This window comes from Acinetobacter sp. 24-47-39, assembly GCF_056783825.1.
The window spans coordinates 41,766-59,308 of record NZ_JBWYIP010000007.1 but is presented as its reverse complement, the minus strand read 5'-3'; the positions used below and the strand labels follow the sequence as shown (position 1 = coordinate 59,308).

Here is a 17,543-nt window from a genome sequence, read left to right as displayed (position 1 = left end):
TTGAAGCTAATCCCTGATCTAAGTTTTGAAAACCAATTTATTTAAATTGACGTGGTAAAAATTCCAAATCTGGATTTTTATCTTTTTTACGCGCAATTTGACTGTTTTTGCCAAGGAGTAATTTGAGTTGCCAAATTTTCTCAAGACGAAGTGATTTTTTTGGTGCGTGTTCCATCGCATCTAAGACCTGTTTGACTGCGGCTAAGGCATCAGGTGAGCGCTGCAACATTTCGTCGGCAAGCTGTTGAGCTTTTTGCATCGGCGCGTCATCAACATGTGTGATCAATCCAATTTCTTTGGCATATTGACCATCAAATACACGTGCTGTTAATGATAATTCTTTGGCTAGGTCGACTCCAATAATACCTTTGATTGAGCGCGTTAACCCCATATCTGGAACTAAGCCCCAACGGGTTTCCATAATCGACATTTGGGTGTTGGGGTGAGCAATTCGAATATCAGCCGCTAAAGCCAATTGCATACCTGCACCGAAGCAATACCCTTCAATAGCTGCAATGACTGGAACAGGGAGCTCTTGCCAGATTAAAAAAGCTTTTTGAAATAGACTTTGACCAGGCTTGATAAGTTCCCATGCGGCATAAGCACGATTTTGTGGATTATTCAGGTCCGTTAAATCAATACCTGCACTAAATACGTTGGCTTCACCAGTGAGAATGACACAGCGGATAGTACGATCAGATTTAATTTTTTTTGCGACTTGCACCAACTCTTTCAAAAGTTGAAAGCTCATCGCGTTACGTTTGTCGGGACGGTTCAGAAAAACCGTCACAATTCCATTATTTTTTTCTACACGTATTACAGCCATTATTGTGACTCGAGTTTATTGTTCCTTGTTTTAAGCATAACATGTCCAAAATAGACTGTCGTGACACTAGAGTCATCACGTATTGCCTAAGACAGGGTGTTGATCGTCTATTAATGATTCAGAATAGACTCGGCTGCTTCTTTTACTTGTCCAATCGCATGTTTTAATTCATCCAACAGTTTCATCACATTTTCAATAAATTGCTCATCTGCTTTTCTACGCTCTTTACGCAGCGTTGAAACGAACTGTTCAAATTCACCTGTGATGCTTTGTAAATTCGGAGTGCCGACGTAGCGTGTTGCCCCATATAAACGGTGTAATACATGTTCGAGCTGCGGATAATCTTCAAGTTCGATGAGTTGTTCTATTTCAGCAAGTTCATTCGGGAAGCTGTCCACCAACATCTTCAATAAATCTTGTGCTAAATCTTCTTTATTCGCTGCCAATTGAACGCACTGTTTCCAATCTAAAACCTGATGATCTAAGGTTTCGATACGTAAAGTTTTTTCTTGGGATTTAATTGGATGAATAAACTTATCACTGCTCCAATGCGTCAGAATCTGAATAATCTGATCCATTTGGATTGGTTTGGTGACATAGTCATCCATGCCGACTTTAAGTAATTTTTGTTTCTCATCTGCTAAAGCATGTGCTGTGAGTGCAATGATTGGTGTGTGACGTCCCTCGATGGTGGATTCTAACGATCTGATCGCACGAGTCGTATCGATGCCAGACATCACTGGCATTTGAATGTCCATAAATATCAGATCAAACGGCTTTTCATCATTTTGAATCTGTTGTTGTAAAATTTGTAGTGCCTCTTGTCCACTTTGCGCTTTAGTTGTTTGAACATTAATTTCGCCGAGCAAAGCTTCTAAAACGATTAAGTTTGGTAGATGATCGTCTACTGCAAGTACATGTAAATTAAGGGCTTTAAAGTTATCATGAGGTTCTACTTCAAATATTGGCTGATTTTCCAAAAGCTGAATTAATGATGAACGGCTCAGAGGTTGATACAGTGGTCTCGCTTTGTATTCATTCAACATGTTGAGGTCGAGCGCCATCTGATAGCCATATACGGCTAAGTGACCTTGATAACGTCCGCGAATCTCTTTTAATAAAGCCTCTGGATCACCACTGTGATCTACAATCAACCACGTATTTTCAGGTTGATGTGTCAAACCGTTTAGACGGCTGAATAAATCTAGAATGGATTGAGCTTCTGTGTGTTCAACACCGTAATTTTCTAAATAATGACGTAAAACATTCGCAGTTGCAGGGTGGGCTAAATAGGAGATGACACGCATGTCATGGAATTGCGGATGAATAATTTCATATTCATCAACCGCAAATTTCGCAGTAAACCAGAATGTTGAACCCTTTTCAGTTGGGGCGCGTTCTTGGTTATCTTCAAAGCCAATTTGGCCATGCATCAGATTAACCAATTGTTTTGAGATTGCTAACCCTAAACCTGTGCCACCAAATTGACGAGTAACGGAAGCATCGCCTTGAGAAAATGATTCAAATAACCGTTTACGATCTGTACCACTTAATCCAATACCACTATCTTGAACACTGAAATGCAATAGGCAATGTTCTAGATCGTCATGCTCCATGCGAACACGTACAATAATTTCACCATCAGGAGTGAATTTGATGGCATTTGAAATCAGGTTAGTCAAAATCTGTTTACAACGTAAAGCATCGCCAATCACATACTTTGGAATGTTATCGGCATAGTAGAAGGCCATATCGATATTTTTTTGGGCGGCTAATGGCGACAACATGTCCATAACATCGAAGATCGCTTCTTCTAAATCAAATGATGCGGTTTCTAATTCAAGTTTACCGGCATCAATTTTTGAAAAGTCTAAGACATCATTGATCAGTGCTAAAAGATGTGCTGATGATTTGCGAATCGTTTGCAAATACAGGCTTTGATCATTGCTGAGATTCTCTTGGCGCAATAACAAGTGAATAAAACCATCGATACTATTCAGCGGGGTACGCAACTCATGACTGATATTGGCAAGAAAAACAGATTTTGCCTGATTGGATGAGATGGCCTGATCGCGTGCTTGTTTATAAGTAATATTTTGCACTTCAAGTGTATCAAGCGTACGTCTTAAATCGTCTTCGGTCTGCTCGGTATGTTCCTTCAGCTCTAAAAAGCTGAAATGTAGACGCTTCACGACATTCGCAATATCACGTTGGAGTAACCTTAACTCGCCAGTACTATTGATGACCATGTGTTGGTCGAGTGTGTCTGCATTGAGTCGCTGTAATTGCATACGTATTTCGTACATAGGTGCAATCCAACGTCGTGAATAAAAGTTCAAGCACAGTAATAATAGTAAAAGTGTCAACAAACCCGTCGTGATCAGTACAATGAAAACACGATATTGAGAAATGGCTAGAGGTTGATTATCTAGCTCGATAACAAGCCATTTTTTACTTTGATCAGGCGTATTTAATGCTAAGCCATAAATATGATTATGTTGATCTTTAATCGGACCAAATGTTTGTACATTGGTCGGGAAGCTAGGCCAAGGTTTTTCATTGCGATAGCCTAACCCAAAATAAGGTTTTTGTTGTTGGTCTAGGACTGCGACACTGAGTAAATACTTTTCATTAAACATCTTTTGTAAGATGCTTTTAGCGCGGTCTTGTTGCGCTTGTGAGGGGTTTTTTTCAAGCGCAATAAGTAGGTTTTCTGTCGTGTATTTATAACGACTTAAAATTGCATTTGCGGCAAAGCGTTGTTCTGATTTTGCGGAATTAGACGTTTCTGTGAGCACCAGTGCAGAGCCGACGCTTGCCAGTACCGCAATGGGTACAAAAATGAGGGCAATCAATTGCCCATAAGCATGGTTTAGTTTTAAGCGATTGAAGATTTTTTTATTCAAATTCGACATGTGCAGAGTGACTCATTCCCCATGTTGGGCATATTAGCACGCTTTAAAAAAATGATGGTGCTTTAATCACCCTCATTAAAAAGCCTTTGAAATTGATGCAGTGAGATACTTTTTTTCATACAATACCTGCACCTCAATATGGGTGCAAATAATGAGTAATACACAAGTAGATTTTCAATCAGACGATTTTTTATTAGACCACTATGTGGGTAAAACCCCATTGGTTAGGTTACAGCGTCTGGCAAGTCATACTCAAGCGACTGTATTGGCAAAACTGGAAGGGAATAATCCAGCGGGCTCTGTTAAAGATCGCCCAGCATATAACATGATCATGCAAGCTGAAAAACGTGGTGACATTAAGCCAGGTGATACGCTGATCGAAGCGACTAGCGGTAACACAGGTATTGCATTAGCCATGGTAGCGGCAATGCGTGGCTATAAAATGAAATTGATTATGCCTGCAAGTTCTAGCCAAGAACGCAAAGATGCAATGCGTGCGTATGGTGCTGAGCTTATTGAATCCGAGAATATGGAAGAAGCTCGTGATATCGCATTGCAAATGGAAAAAGATGGTCTAGGTTTGGTGCTCAATCAGTTTGGTAATCCAGACAATGTCCAAGCACACTATTTGACAACTGGTCCAGAAATTTGGCAACAAACTGGCGGTAAAATTACGCATTTTGTTAGTTCGATGGGAACAACGGGAACCATCATGGGGATTTCAAAATACCTCAAAGAACAAAATCCAGATATTCAAATTATTGGTCTACAGCCATCTGAAGGGTCGAATATTGCAGGTATTCGCCGTTGGCCTCAAGAATATTTACCGACGATTTTTGATGCTTCTCGTGTTGATCAAATTATGGATATTCCACAAATTGAAGCTGAAAAAATGGCTCGTCAATTGGCACGTAAGGAAGGAGTTAGTGCTGGTACTTCTTCTGGTGGTGCAGTTTGGGCGTCAATAAAAATCGCTGAACAACATCCTGGTGCTGTGATTGCATGTATCGTGTGTGATCGTGGTGATCGTTATCTCTCTACGGGTTTATTCTCTGTAGAAGATGAACAATAAATTCGAGTAAATCTATATGCGCTTACCTGTTTTAGTGTTTGATATTGAAACATTGACCGATCTTAAATCAGGAGCGCATCTATATGGCTTAGATTTACCAGAAGATAGTATTGAACAAGCGCTGAGTAAGTTAAGACGTCAAGAAGCGGGCACTGACTTTCAGCGACTTGCTTTACATGAAATTGTCTGTATTTCAGGACTATGGATTGATGAAAAGGCGGGAATGAAATTATTTTCATTCAGTCGTGAACATTATTCAGAACCTGAAATTTTACAAAAATTTCTATCAATTTTTGATAAACGTAATCCGACTTTAGTCAGTTGGAATGGCTCCCAATTTGATCTGCCTGTTATTATGTATAGAGCAATGTATCATGGGTTGTCTGCGCCAAGTCTGTTTGATCAAGGCGAAATTGATACACAAAAGCGCTATAATAACTACCAGAATCGTTACCATCATCGTCATATTGATTTGATGGATTTTATGGCAATGTTTAATGCGCGTCACTTCCAAAAACTGGATGATGTCGCCTATATGCTCGGTTACCCGGGTAAGCGCGGAACACCAGGTTATTTTATCCCTGAATATGTTCGTAACAATAATTGGATAGAATTAACCAGTTATTGTGAAGGGGATGTTTTAAACACATGGTTAGTCTATCTGCGCTATGTATTGTTAAAAGGACAGATTTTGCCTGAAGATCATCGTCTCTGGATTCAAGCGACGATTCATTATCTTCAAGGTCAACCACAGCAAACAGAATTTTTGCGTATTTGGCAAGAAACTGCTGAAAAAACTGACTTCACCGCTTCGGATTTTAAATCAACTCAACATTAGGTTATCTCTTTGAAACAACGTGCCGCACATCGCTCATCTCAACTTCCTCGTTATACATTTACAGTTGAGAGACTTTCACACGAAGGGCGAGGGATCGCACATTTTCAAGGACAGGAACATCCTCAAGACAAATTGGGTAAAAAGGTCTTTATTCGTTTTGCACTGCCAGGAGAAACAGTAGAAGCTCAAATTACCCATCAGGCAAAAAAATTAGAAGAAGCTGATTGTGTGCAGTTGATTGGGGCGCCGAGTCCAATTCGTACACAGCCAGTTTGTCCACATTTTGGAAAATGTGGAGGCTGTAATATGCAGCACATAAAATTAGATGAACAAATTCGTTTAAAACAATCAGTTTTAGAGTCGCATCTCACCCACTTTGCAGGTGCTCTTCCAGAGTCGTGGCTAGAACCATTGCGTTCGACACGTGAAGATTATCGTCACAAGGCTCGTATTGGCGTTCGCTACATTGCTAAAAAAAATAAATTAGTCATGGGTTTTCGTGAGGCTCAATCTAATCAGCTTACTGAAATTAAAACCTGCAAAATTTTAGATGCAGAGCTAGATGCTGCGTTACCTCACCTCAAGGTACTCCTTGAAAATCTAAAAGCAAAAGCAGATATAGGTCATATCGAATTGGCGAAAGGAGATCAAGAGGTTGCACTTTTGATACGTCATACCAACAAATTACTGCAAAATGATGTCAACCAACTGCGTGAATTTGCGTTAGAAAGATCATGGCAGCTTTATTTGCAACCAGCTGGTGTAAGTAGTGTTCATCGTGCGGATGGTGACCTATCTGAGCGATTACATTACTCACTACCGGATTTTAACGTGACGTTTGGATTTAAACCGACTGACTTTACTCAGGTTAACCCCACCATTAATCCACAAATGGTGAAGCTGGCATGTGAATTGCTTGACCTGAGCGGAAATGAGCGTGTTCTTGATTTATTCTGTGGTTTAGGGAATTTCTCATTGCCACTTGCACGTTCTGTAACACGGGGTGAGGTCGTCGCGGTGGAGGGAAGTGAGGAAATGGTGATGCGTGGGACAGAAAATGCACTGAAAAACGGCATCACAAACGTAAAATTTTATGCTCAGGATTTAACGCAAGATTTTTCGCAACATTCTTGGGCAAATCAAGGGTTCGATGCACTCTTAATAGACCCTCCACGCGCTGGAGCTGAAGAAATTATGCACTATGTGCCAAATTTTGGTGCAAAAAAAATCGTCTATGTTTCCTGTAATCCTGCTACATTAGCACGTGATACAGGGATTTTAGTACAACATGGTTATCAGTTGAAGAAAGCTGGTGTGATGGATATGTTCAGTCATACAGGCCATGTTGAATCTATTGCTTTATTTGAAAAAAGCTAGTGCTAAGTGTTGATTTAATAAAATGAAGATTAGATTTAAAAAAGGAGAAGGGTATGGTCACAGTACGTGAGCAGTTACCTGGACGACTGACTGAGTTGTCTGAGGAAACGACTGTAGAACATGCCGCTGAAGCGCAACTTGGTTTAGCAACTTGGCTAGACCGTGCGCGGATTATTTTAGACGGTGCAGAACTTAAAAAATTAGAAGAAGTCGCTCTTAGTGTTTTAAAAAAAGAACTGACTTCTGATCACCATCATAAAACCAATACCTTCGCGACTGGCTTAGGTATGGCAGATATTTTGGCTCACCTACATGTTGATGAAGATACTTTGTCAGCAGCGATGCTTTATCGTAGTGTGCGTGAGGGCATGACGTCGCTTGAGGAGATTCGTAAAAGCTTTGGTGAAAGTGTCTACAATTTGGTGAAAGGCACTTTGGCAATGGGTAAGTTGTCAGAGCTGATCGAAAAAAATAAACGTTTAGAAGATCATTTCAATAATAATCAGCGTGAACATTTAACTGGGATTTACAAGATGTTGATCTCAGTAACAGAGGATGTTCGCGTTGTATTAATCAAGTTGGCTGAGCGTACGCTGGCTTTGCGTGAGTTGGCAAACTCTCCAAAAGAGCGTCAAGAGCGTGTCGCACGAGAAATTTTAACCATTTACTCACCCTTGGCGCATCGTCTTGGTATCGCGCAGTTAAAATGGGAACTTGAAGATCTTGCATTCCGTTATTTAGCACCAGAGCGCTATAAAGAAATTGCATCTTTGCTCAATGAAAAACGCTTAGAGCGCGAACAATATATTCAATTCGTGGTCGATAAACTGAAAAGTGAGTTGCTGAAGCATGGTATTGAGGCTGAAATCTCAGGTCGTGTGAAACACATTTATTCGATTTATCGAAAAATGAAAAGCAAGAACTTAAGTTTCGATCAGCTATATGACATTCGAGCTGTTCGTGTACTGGTTCAGAATGTATCTGAGTGTTATCACGCTTTGGGGATCGTACACCAAATCTGGCGTCATATTCCCCATCAGTTTGATGATTACATCACTAACCCGAAAGCCAATGGTTACCGCTCTTTACATACCGCAGTGATTGCTGAAAATAAATCTTTAGAGATTCAAATCAGAACCACTGAAATGCATGAAGAAGCTGAGTTAGGCGTTTGTTCTCATTTCAATTATAAGGAAGGTGCGAAAACTACAGATTATTCATTTAATCATCGTTTACACTCTTTACGTTCGGTGCTTGAGCATTATCAAGAACGAAATGAAGCAGGTGCGCATCCGAATGAAGACGAAACTGAAAATTTCAATCAGCTTCAAGATTTTGAAGATTTTGAAAAAATTTATGTTTTTAGTCGTGATGGTGACATCAAAGAATTACCGCGTAATTCAACCGTTTTAGATTTTGCATACCATGTGCATACGGAGGTTGGCAACAAGTGTTATGCAGCACGTGTAAACCAACGTTATGTTCCACTGACTTATACATTAAAAACAGGTGAACAAGTCGAGATTTTGACCAAGAAAGATCGTGAGCCAAATCGTGATTGGTTGGTGAACTCTTTAGGTTATATCAAGACAGCACGTGCAAGAGACAAGTTGCGCCATTGGTTCAGACAGCAAGACCGTAGTAAGAACTTAGAAGTCGGTCGAGAGATTCTCACCAAGGAATTATCACGTCTTGCAATTCACCCAAAAAGTATTGATTTGAGTGATTATTGTGCTCATTTTAACGTTAAAACAGGTGAGGACATTCTTGTATCCTTGGTGAGTGGAGATATCAGTCTTCATGCATTGATTAATCAAGTCAATCGTCATATGCACTTGGATCAAGATGAGCCTGAGTTAGTGCTGAAGCCAGCATTAAATCCACGGGCGAGTCATACATTATCAGCGCATGGGATTCTGATTGACGGTTTGGATAATGTTGAACTACATATTGCACAATGTTGTCAGCCTGTTCATGGTGAGTCGATTGCTGGATATATCACACTCAATCGTGGGGTGAGTATTCATAAGGTGGCTTGTCCGGATTATGTACGTATGATCAGCCAAGAACCTGAACGCGCTGTTGAAGCAGATTGGGAAATGCAACCGACAAGAGGGCAGAGTGTCCAAATTGTGGTTGAGGCTTATGATCGTCGAGGACTGCTGAAGGATCTAACCCAAGTGATTTTTTCAGATCAGATTAATATTCGCCAAGTGAATACCATTTCCGAAGCGGATGGTATTGCCAATATGAAACTATTGATTGAGGTCAAAGGTTTGGCTCAATTGTCTCGCTTGTTGGCTCGATTGGAACAGCAACCAGGCATCATTAGCGCAAGACGTTTGGTTCAAGGAAATTAAAAAAAAGCCTGCTTTAGCAGGCTTTTTTATGACTGATCACTCAAATAGAGTTAAATCAGATTTTGCATTTTTTAGAACCTTGATAGATTCCAATATTATCGATGTTTGCTTGCGATGCAGCTTTGATCTGTTGCTGTAATGGAATATTTGCAGCATCAGAAGTATCGCTTTCACCCGCTACAGAGTTTGCAACTTGCCCCATTTTTGTTGCTTTTTCTGAGTTGCCACCGAAAGTAGATAATGCATTACCTGCCATACCCGCCCATTTGCTCAATGATTTAGCTGGCGTTTGGGTTGCAGCAGCTGCAATATTTTTATCAGCATTTTCTAAGTTACGCTTAGCATTGGCTTTTTCAACAGCTAGTGTTGCACAATCCATTGCCTTGAGTTCAGCAGTTGAGTGTTGTTTCGTTGGTAGTTCACCCGAAGCTTGAGCAAGAGTCGTTGTTAAAGCAGTAGCGATAGCTAAAGTTAAAATTTTTTTCATTATATATTCTCATTTGTAACGCATTGTTATAAATGCCCCTGTTGGGGCGAGGGAATATTACACAAATGCGACTAATTTGTCATTTCTTTTTACTTAATATTAAATTTGTCACTCTATTGATCAATTGAGGACTGAATCTTGACAGGTGATACATCAGTTCAGTTTTGATGCCAACCGTATGGTGAGTCACGGTTAAGTGATGGTTTTTTAAACGTGCGACACGGTAAATTTCCTGAGCAACGTCTTGGGCGCTGAGACTGACTCCCATATTTTGAATCGTACCCGCATCCATGCCTTTTACCATGGCAGTCTGAACAAATAATGGCATGATGTCTAATACGCGTATTCCATATTTTTGCCATTCAACATCAAGACCTTCTGTAATGCCGCGAACAGCAAATTTACTTGCTGAATAGGACACTAAATCAGCTTGACCATAGATAGCAGAAGCAGAGGACATATTGATGATACGTGCGTGGGAGGCCTGTTTTAAGAAAGGGAGCGCAGCATGACAGCCATTGAGAACGCCGTTAACATTGATATTAAATGTTCGATGATGCGATGAGATATCTGTATTTTCGAATGCCCCTGAATATAAGATGCCAGCATTATTTAATAATATATTTATTTCACCAGCCCATTCGTTGAACTCAGTTAAAGCACTTTGCCATTGGTCGTATTGGGAAACATCTAGCAAACCCGCTTTAGCATTTGGCCCTAAAGATCGAGCCAATTGTTCAGCTTGTTCGAGATTGATGTCATAAATACCGACTTTATAACCTTGCTGATAGAATAGTTTTGCGGTAGCTGCGCCAATCCCTTGTGCTGCGCCACTGATAAAAATGCTAGATGTCATCGAAAATCCTTGTTGTTTTACATCATTTTATGTTCCTAGTTGAGCATAAGATTGTTCATTGAATCAACAATAACTTTAAACTCATCATTCACTAGAGATCAACTTTCATGGAAAAACTTTTAAATATCATGCAAGAGCTTCGTGCGAAATGTCCATGGGATCAAAAACAAACGCCTGAAAGCTTGACTCGCTATGCGATTGAAGAAGCTTATGAGGTTGAAGAAGCAGTTCGATCACAAAATACAGCGCATGTAAAAGAGGAATTAGGAGATCTTCTGCTGCAAGTTGTATTTCAATCGCAAATGTATAGTGAGCAAGGAGCATTTAATTTTCATGATGTGGTGGAAACACTGTGCGACAAGTTGATTCGAAGACATCCTCATGTCTTTCAATCGGCTCAATTTGAACAACTGAATGAACAGCAGGTGAGTGAACTTTGGCAAAAAATTAAGGCTGAAGAGAAAAAAGACAAAACTAAATCACGTTTAGATGAAATTAAAGCGGGTCCTGCCTTAGATCAAGCCGAACAAATTCAAAAAAATGTAGCTCAGATTGGATTTGATTTCGAAAATGTTGAGCAAGCGTATGAAAAGTTAGATGAAGAGTTATCTGAATTGAGAGAGGCGCTCAACCATCAAAATTCCGACGAAATACAAGAGGAGTTTGGAGATTGTTTATTTTCTTTAATCAATGTTGGACGTAAAATCGGCATTTCAAGTGAGATGGCTCTACTTGGAACCATCCACAAATTTAAACAACGTTTTTCATACATTGAGTTGCAGGCAAAAAATAGAAATACGCCCATTGAAAATATGAGTCTCAAAGAAATGGACCAATTGTGGGATCAGGCAAAAGTGTATCTAAAGCAACATAACAATAAAATTCAGGTTCAACATGAATAGCATCATTTCTTTTCTTCTTCTGATATTTACTGCATGTGTGAGTTTAATCAGTTCGGCATATCCACAACAGTTTGATGAATCTTACTTAAAATGGAAAGCAGAGCAAGAAGCTCATGATCAACGACTTAACCGGCAAAGTGCGAACCATTATTTATCTCGACCAGCCGTAAATACATCATCAAAGCAATCAGCTGGTGGTGTCGGGCAATCAACTAAAGTTCGTCTTAATACGGCTTCAATGGTTGAACTACAAATGATTAAAGGAGTGGGTGAGAAGAAAGCTGCTGCAATTATTGAGTATCGGCAAAAGCATGGCAGTTTTAAGTCAGTAGATGAACTTCAAAATGTCAAAGGAATAGGTCCAAAGTTTATCGAAAAGAATCGCAACCAGTTAGCCCTCTAACACATTTTTATAGAGGTCAAATGGCACTAAGGGGTGTTGAAATTTAATCAATTTTGACGGTGAATCTTGGAGAATAAAATTGCCCTTTGATTGTGTTAGAGCTATGATTAGCACAATTATGATTTTACGTTCTGACGTAGGAGACAGCGTCTTTTGCAAACTTTGCACGCGTCAAAGTGCGGTTTATCCACTGCACAATTACCTTCTTCCATTTTAGATGTTATTGATTCTTTAACTAAAGCCGGCTATGAAGCTTATATCGTCGGTGGTGGTGTCCGTGATTTGATGCTTGGACTTGCGCCTAAAGATTTCGATGCTGTAACCAATGCGACACCTTCACAAATCAAAGAAGTATTTGGTCGTCGTTGCCGAATTATTGGTCGTCGTTTTGAGTTGGCTCATGTCTATTCTGGTCGTGAAATAATTGAAGTGGCCACTTTCCGAGCTCCTCCTAAAAAAGCAGTGACTTCTGCTGCAGGGATGATTCTAAGAGATAATAATTGGGGCTCAATTGAGGAAGATTTTGCTCGTCGAGATTTCTCAATCAATGCGATGTATTACCAACCGCGTAAGGGTATCGTTCTTGATTTCTGTAACGCTATTGATGATATAAAAACAAAAACATTGCGTTTATTGGGTGATCCAAAGTTACGCTTTGAAGAAGATCCAGTTCGTATGTTACGAACACTGAGATTTGCTGCGAAACTTAACTTTAAAATTGATCATGCAATTTTAGACGTATTTACACCTGAAGCAACCTTGCTTTTACGTGATGTATCACCACATCGTTTATATGATGAATCTCAAAAGTTATTCACAATGGGGCATTTGAATCGTGTGCTCCCGATGTTGATTGAGTTTGGAATCTGGAAGCAATTATTTGCAGATATTCCTCCTCATATTGATGCATTTATTGAACGTGCAGCGAAAAATACAGATCAGCGAATTCAAATTGGTAAAACGATCAACCCTGCATTTTTCTATGCGGTATTGTTGTGGAAACCATTCCTTGAGCGTTGTGATTTTTATATGCACAAAGGTGTTGTGGCAGCTGAAGCACGTGCTCAAGCTGGCTTAGATGTGCTGAAGCGCCAAGCGACACGCACGATTATCCCGCGTTTTGCAGAAACATTTATTCGTGAAGTTTGGGAAATGCAAACTCGTTTGTTGAACCCAAAACCTCAGCAAATTGAAGCACTCTCAGGTCATGCTCGTTTTAGAGCAGGTTTTGACTTTATGTTGCTGCGTGAAAAGTCTGGAGATCAGACGACCAATGGCATGGGTCAATGGTGGGATGCTTATCAGTTGATGTCTTTGGACGAAAAAGAGCGTGTGATTGCGCAGTACAATCGTCAACGGACTAAATCACGACGTAAAGTTGCCGTGACCGAAGATGTTGCGGAAACAAAGCCTCAGCAGATTGAACCGCTAGTTAAAGAAACGGAGTCACGTAGCCGCCGCAGTCGTAAGGCCGCTTCAGCGAATGAGCGAAGAACAGAGCAAAATGCGAGTATCGCTTTGGATAATGGTATTGCAGCTGATCATCCTATTTTGAAGCGTAAACGTGTCAAACGCGATTTAAATACAGTGGTGTTTGGTCCTATCCAATGACAGTACGAACATATATTGGACTGGGAAGTAATTTAGGTGATTCTCAGCAGTTGATGGCAGAAGCCTATACGAAACTGGCAATGCTGGGTATGGTGAAAGCATCAAGGCTTTATCATAGTCCACCTATGGGTCCTCAAGACCAACCACATTACCACAATGCGGTCGTTCGTTTAGATACGAGTCTAACGGCGCTTGAATTATTGGATGAATTACAAAAAATAGAAAATGAAGCAGGGCGGGTGCGTTTACGTCGTTGGGGTGAACGCACACTCGATTTAGATCTATTGTTATATGGTGATCAAACGATTCAAAATGATCGCTTAACTGTTCCGCATATCGGGATATTTGAGCGAGATTTTGTCATACTGCCGTTATTAGATCTGGATGTCGAATTAGAAATTCATGGACAGAAAATTCGAGAAACGAATATTGCAAAACACAGCCAATTGGATGTTTTAGCAGATTCATCTTGGATCAATATTTAAACTTTAAAATGTTCTAAGGAACTGTGTTAGAGGACATCTTATGATCAGTCTGAGCGATTTAAGACAATTCAAACAGCAAGGTCGAAAATTTTCATGTCTGACTTGTTATGACGCCAGTATGGCGAAGGCAATGGAAATTGCTGAAATAGATACCATTTTAATTGGTGATTCGCTTGGGATGACTATTCAAGGCCATGATTCAACGTTGCCTGTGAATGTGGAAGATATGGTCTATCACACCTCAGTTGTACGTCGTGGAAATAACCATGCTTTCATCTTAACTGATCTGCCTTTTATGAGTTATGCCACACTCAATGATGCACTAGTAAACTCGAAAAAAGTGATGCAAGCTGGCGCACAAATGGTCAAGCTTGAAGGTGGTGCTTGGCTTGCTGAAACGGTCGAAGTATTGACTCGCAATGGTATTCCAGTGTGTGTCCATCTTGGATTAACGCCACAATCCGTTCATGTATTTGGTGGCTATAAATTACAAGCCAAAACGCGTGAAGCTGCGGATCAGCTGATTGCTGATTGTAAAGCCGTTGTTGAGGCTGGGGCTGCAGTGTTACTGCTAGAGTGTGTACCTGCACAATTGGGTCAAGAAATTACAGAACTATTTCCGCATGTACCTGTGATTGGTATTGGTGCTGGGGCACAAACCGATGGCCAAGTTCTGGTTGTTCAAGATATGCTGGGATTAAACTTCGGTCGTGTTGCACGTTTTGTACGTAATTTTATGAAAGAACAGTCTGGTGAAACGGCCATTCTTGATGCAATCAAATCGTATCATGCTGCTGTACTAGATCAATCTTTCCCTGCTAAAGAACATACGTTCCAAGTTGAGCTTTAATCATGAAAACTGAAACAACAATCCATGGTTTAACCGCATCACTTCATGCTGCTCGTCAAGCACGAAAGACTATTGGTTTTGTCCCGACCATGGGGAATCTACATCAAGGTCACTTAAATTTAGTACGTGAAGCACGTAAATTATGTGATGTGGTTGTGGTCAGTATTTTTGTGAATCCGATACAATTTGGCCCAAATGAAGATTATGACAGTTACCCACGCACACTTGATCAAGACAGTCAGTTGTTGGCTGAAGAGGGTTGTGACATTATTTTTGCACCTTCAGTTGAGCAAATGTATGGCAGTCAACCTCGCTTAACAAACATTAGTGTCGGTCAAATTACCAATGATTTATGTGGTGCTCAACGTCCGGGGCACTTTGATGGTGTTGCGGTAGTGGTAACGAAGTTATTTAATATCGTACAACCACATTTTGCATTTTTTGGTCAAAAAGACTACCAGCAGTTGGCTGTGATTAAGACAATGGTACGTGACTTGAACATGCCGATTGAAATTATTGGTGTGCCAATTGCACGTGCTGAAGATGGTTTGGCATTAAGTTCACGTAATGGTTATCTTTCGGCTGAACATCGTCAAATTGCACCAGTTATTTATCAATCTTTAAAAACTGCTGAAACAAATTTAAAACAAGGTCAAGCGCTTACAGAGGTTCTTGCTGAGATAAAATCAACTTTAAGTGATGCTGGCTTTGTCGTGGATTATGTTGAAGCACGTAATCCAATGTTGCAGGCAGTAGAGCAATTTGACCAAGATATTGTGTTATTTGTTGCTGCGAAAATTGGTTCGACACGCTTGATCGACAATTTACAAATCAGTCTTTAAAACAGGATTAAACTCGATGATGATCGTCAGGTGTGGTGCATGAAGCGAATTCTTATTGTTACAGGACAATCCGGTTCAGGGAAGTCATCTGCATTGCAGGTTCTCGAAGATTTAGGTTATTACTGTATCGATAATTTGCCGCTAGCATTACTTCCTGAGATCGTTGGAAAGTTAGATCAAGAAAATAATTTAGAACAATTGGCTTTAGGGGTTGATGTTCGGAGTACACGCGCTGATTTGCAAGAATTTGAGCAAGTTTATCAGCAACTGGAAAAACATGGTGAGGTCGAGGTGATTTATCTCACCACCAAAGATCAAGAGTTAATTGCTCGTTTTAGTGCTTCGCGTCGACCTCATCCACTGGCGAATCGTTTTAAAAGTCTGAATGAGTGCATTCAGGAAGAGAAACAATTACTGTTGCCGATTCAATTAAGAGCAACTGTACAGATTGATACATCAGATAAAAGTGTCCATGATCTTAAAGATACATTATTATCCCGCTTAGGGCAGGTAGATAACTTAATTGTTATTTTACAGTCTTTTGGATATAAGCATGGTATTCCGTTGGATGCTGATTTTATTTTTGATGTGCGGCATTTACCCAATCCACATTGGGATTTAGAGCTTAGAAAATATTCGGGTTTAGATGAGCCCATTGAAAAATTCCTGACATCATTTGACCAAGTGAATATGATGTTTGAGGATTTAAAGCAATTTTTAGAGAAGTGGTTGCCTGCCTTTGCAGAAGGGCATCGCCATTACATTACGGTTTCGATTGGATGTACAGGTGGTCAGCACCGCTCTGTATTTATTGTGGATAGACTCAAAAAGGCGCTTGAGGCACAATGGTCTATTCAGGTCTTGCATAGAGAAATGAAGCACTGGTCATGATTGACACAACTGTTGACGTAATTAACAAATTAGGATTACATGCGCGTGCGTCAGGCAAGCTCATTGAGGTCACTACCAAATTTCGAAGTTCGATTAAAATTGGTAAGGGCGATAAATTAGTCGATGCCAAAAATATTATGTCTTTGCTCATGCTCGGTGCAGGCAAAGGAACTACATTAAGACTAGTGATTGAAGGGGCAGATGAAGAGAAAGCTTTGTCTGAAGTTCAAGCATTATTCGCAGCAAAATTTTACGAGGCTGAATAATCGTGGCACGTCGATCGCAACGTTTTACTGAAGATGATTTTGAGTCTTTAGAAGGACGTGCAAGTAAAACTGAACAAAAGAAAGCTGTACAACGTATGGCTGCTTTAGGGGCTCAACTTGCTGAGTTACCCAAAAAAAAGATTGAAAGCCTTCCTGTGGAAGAGCGCTTAATTGAAGCTTTATTGGATGTTCAATTGATAACATCAGGTGAGGCTCGTCGTCGTCAATTTTTGCGTATTGGTAAATTATTACGCAATGAAGACGAGAGCATGATCTTATCTTATTTGACACCTCAACAAGGGGCGAAAAAGACAGCACAATTGCACCGTTGGGTCGATCGTATGATTGCACAAGGTGAGCCTGTTATTAAAGAATTTATGAAGACTTACAATGCTGCAGAGCATCATGCAATACGTCAGCATTTACTTCGTATTGAACGTGATATTCAAAAAAACTTAGGTGAGGATGCTGTTGCACAATCTAAGTTAAATTTGCTGAATTACGTTCAGCAAGTTGCACTTATCTCTGATCGTTGATGGTCAAAAAAAAGGTCTGATATTTC

At 40.2% G+C, this 17,543-nt stretch carries 17 protein-coding genes; 13 read left to right on the top strand and 4 right to left on the bottom strand.

The window, feature by feature from the left end; translation table 11 throughout:
• Positions 1–37: 37 nt before the first annotated feature.
• Both AC1M9C_RS07840 and AC1M9C_RS07835 read right to left on the bottom strand, forming a co-directional pair.
• A complete protein-coding gene (locus tag AC1M9C_RS07840) occupies positions 38–826 on the bottom strand; it encodes a crotonase/enoyl-CoA hydratase family protein (RefSeq protein ID WP_481587559.1) in 789 nt (262 codons plus the stop codon).
• Between the two features lie 110 nt (positions 827–936).
• Entirely contained in the window at positions 937–3,741 is a 2,805-nt protein-coding gene (locus AC1M9C_RS07835; RefSeq protein ID WP_481953479.1) for a GacS-like sensor histidine kinase, read from the bottom strand.
• Between the two features lie 151 nt (positions 3,742–3,892).
• On the opposite strand from AC1M9C_RS07835, the gene cysM reads away from it, so the two are divergent.
• From cysM to AC1M9C_RS07815, 4 genes are read left to right on the top strand one after another with little or no spacing between them, the layout of a single operon-like run.
• On the top strand, positions 3,893–4,813 hold the full coding sequence (cysM, locus tag AC1M9C_RS07830; RefSeq protein ID WP_481587557.1) for a cysteine synthase CysM: 921 nt from the start codon (positions 3,893–3,895) through the stop codon (positions 4,811–4,813).
• 16 nt (positions 4,814–4,829) lie between these two features.
• Positions 4,830–5,651, top strand: coding sequence for a 3'-5' exonuclease (locus AC1M9C_RS07825; RefSeq protein ID WP_035265329.1), 822 nt, complete (start codon positions 4,830–4,832; stop codon positions 5,649–5,651).
• 9 nt (positions 5,652–5,660) lie between these two features.
• The gene (gene rlmD / locus AC1M9C_RS07820; RefSeq protein ID WP_092768317.1) at positions 5,661–7,028 is read left to right on the top strand and encodes a 23S rRNA (uracil(1939)-C(5))-methyltransferase RlmD; all 1,368 of its coding nucleotides are present in this window, start codon (positions 5,661–5,663) and stop codon (positions 7,026–7,028) included.
• A 53-nt stretch (positions 7,029–7,081) separates the two neighbouring features.
• The gene (locus tag AC1M9C_RS07815) at positions 7,082–9,388 is read left to right on the top strand and encodes a RelA/SpoT family protein (RefSeq protein ID WP_035265331.1); all 2,307 of its coding nucleotides are present in this window, start codon (positions 7,082–7,084) and stop codon (positions 9,386–9,388) included.
• A 55-nt stretch (positions 9,389–9,443) separates the two neighbouring features.
• On the opposite strand, the gene AC1M9C_RS07810 is transcribed toward AC1M9C_RS07815, so the two are convergent.
• Positions 9,444–9,875 (bottom strand): hypothetical protein, encoded by a 432-nt coding sequence (locus tag AC1M9C_RS07810; RefSeq protein ID WP_035265332.1) that lies wholly within the window; start codon positions 9,873–9,875, stop codon positions 9,444–9,446.
• A 79-nt stretch (positions 9,876–9,954) separates the two neighbouring features.
• Positions 9,955–10,731, bottom strand: coding sequence for an SDR family oxidoreductase (locus AC1M9C_RS07805; RefSeq protein ID WP_481587554.1), 777 nt, complete (start codon positions 10,729–10,731; stop codon positions 9,955–9,957).
• A gap of 107 nt (positions 10,732–10,838) precedes the next feature.
• Here AC1M9C_RS07805 and mazG point away from each other — a divergent pair, with 107 nt between their 5' ends.
• From mazG to yjgA, 9 genes are all read left to right on the top strand, one after another.
• On the top strand, positions 10,839–11,633 hold the full coding sequence (mazG, locus tag AC1M9C_RS07800; protein ID WP_481587553.1) for a nucleoside triphosphate pyrophosphohydrolase: 795 nt from the start codon (positions 10,839–10,841) through the stop codon (positions 11,631–11,633).
• Positions 11,626–12,036: a ComEA family DNA-binding protein gene (locus AC1M9C_RS07795; protein ID WP_481953478.1), complete on the top strand. Its 411-nt coding sequence runs from the start codon at positions 11,626–11,628 to the stop codon at positions 12,034–12,036. Before mazG ends, AC1M9C_RS07795 begins: the two co-directional genes overlap by 8 nt.
• A gap of 153 nt (positions 12,037–12,189) precedes the next feature.
• Positions 12,190–13,647: a polynucleotide adenylyltransferase PcnB gene (gene pcnB / locus AC1M9C_RS07790; protein WP_481953477.1), complete on the top strand. Its 1,458-nt coding sequence runs from the start codon at positions 12,190–12,192 to the stop codon at positions 13,645–13,647.
• Positions 13,644–14,132, top strand: a complete 489-nt coding sequence (folK, locus tag AC1M9C_RS07785; RefSeq protein ID WP_481591534.1) for a 2-amino-4-hydroxy-6-hydroxymethyldihydropteridine diphosphokinase — start codon at positions 13,644–13,646, stop codon at positions 14,130–14,132. Before pcnB ends, folK begins: the two co-directional genes overlap by 4 nt.
• A 40-nt stretch (positions 14,133–14,172) precedes the next feature.
• Positions 14,173–14,982, top strand: coding sequence for a 3-methyl-2-oxobutanoate hydroxymethyltransferase (panB, locus tag AC1M9C_RS07780; protein ID WP_179998618.1), 810 nt, complete (start codon positions 14,173–14,175; stop codon positions 14,980–14,982).
• Between the two features lie 2 nt (positions 14,983–14,984).
• Positions 14,985–15,824, top strand: coding sequence for a pantoate--beta-alanine ligase (panC, locus tag AC1M9C_RS07775; RefSeq protein ID WP_035265343.1), 840 nt, complete (start codon positions 14,985–14,987; stop codon positions 15,822–15,824).
• Positions 15,825–15,863: 39 nt separating this feature from the next.
• Positions 15,864–16,715, top strand: a complete 852-nt coding sequence (gene rapZ, locus AC1M9C_RS07770) for an RNase adapter RapZ (RefSeq protein ID WP_035265345.1) — start codon at positions 15,864–15,866, stop codon at positions 16,713–16,715.
• Complete coding sequence (locus AC1M9C_RS07765) at positions 16,712–16,981, top strand: HPr family phosphocarrier protein (protein WP_035265349.1); 270 nt, start codon at positions 16,712–16,714, stop codon at positions 16,979–16,981. Before rapZ ends, AC1M9C_RS07765 begins: the two co-directional genes overlap by 4 nt.
• A gap of 2 nt (positions 16,982–16,983) precedes the next feature.
• Positions 16,984–17,517, top strand: a complete 534-nt coding sequence (gene yjgA, locus AC1M9C_RS07760) for a ribosome biogenesis factor YjgA (protein WP_035265351.1) — start codon at positions 16,984–16,986, stop codon at positions 17,515–17,517.
• Positions 17,518–17,543 lie beyond the last annotated feature (26 nt).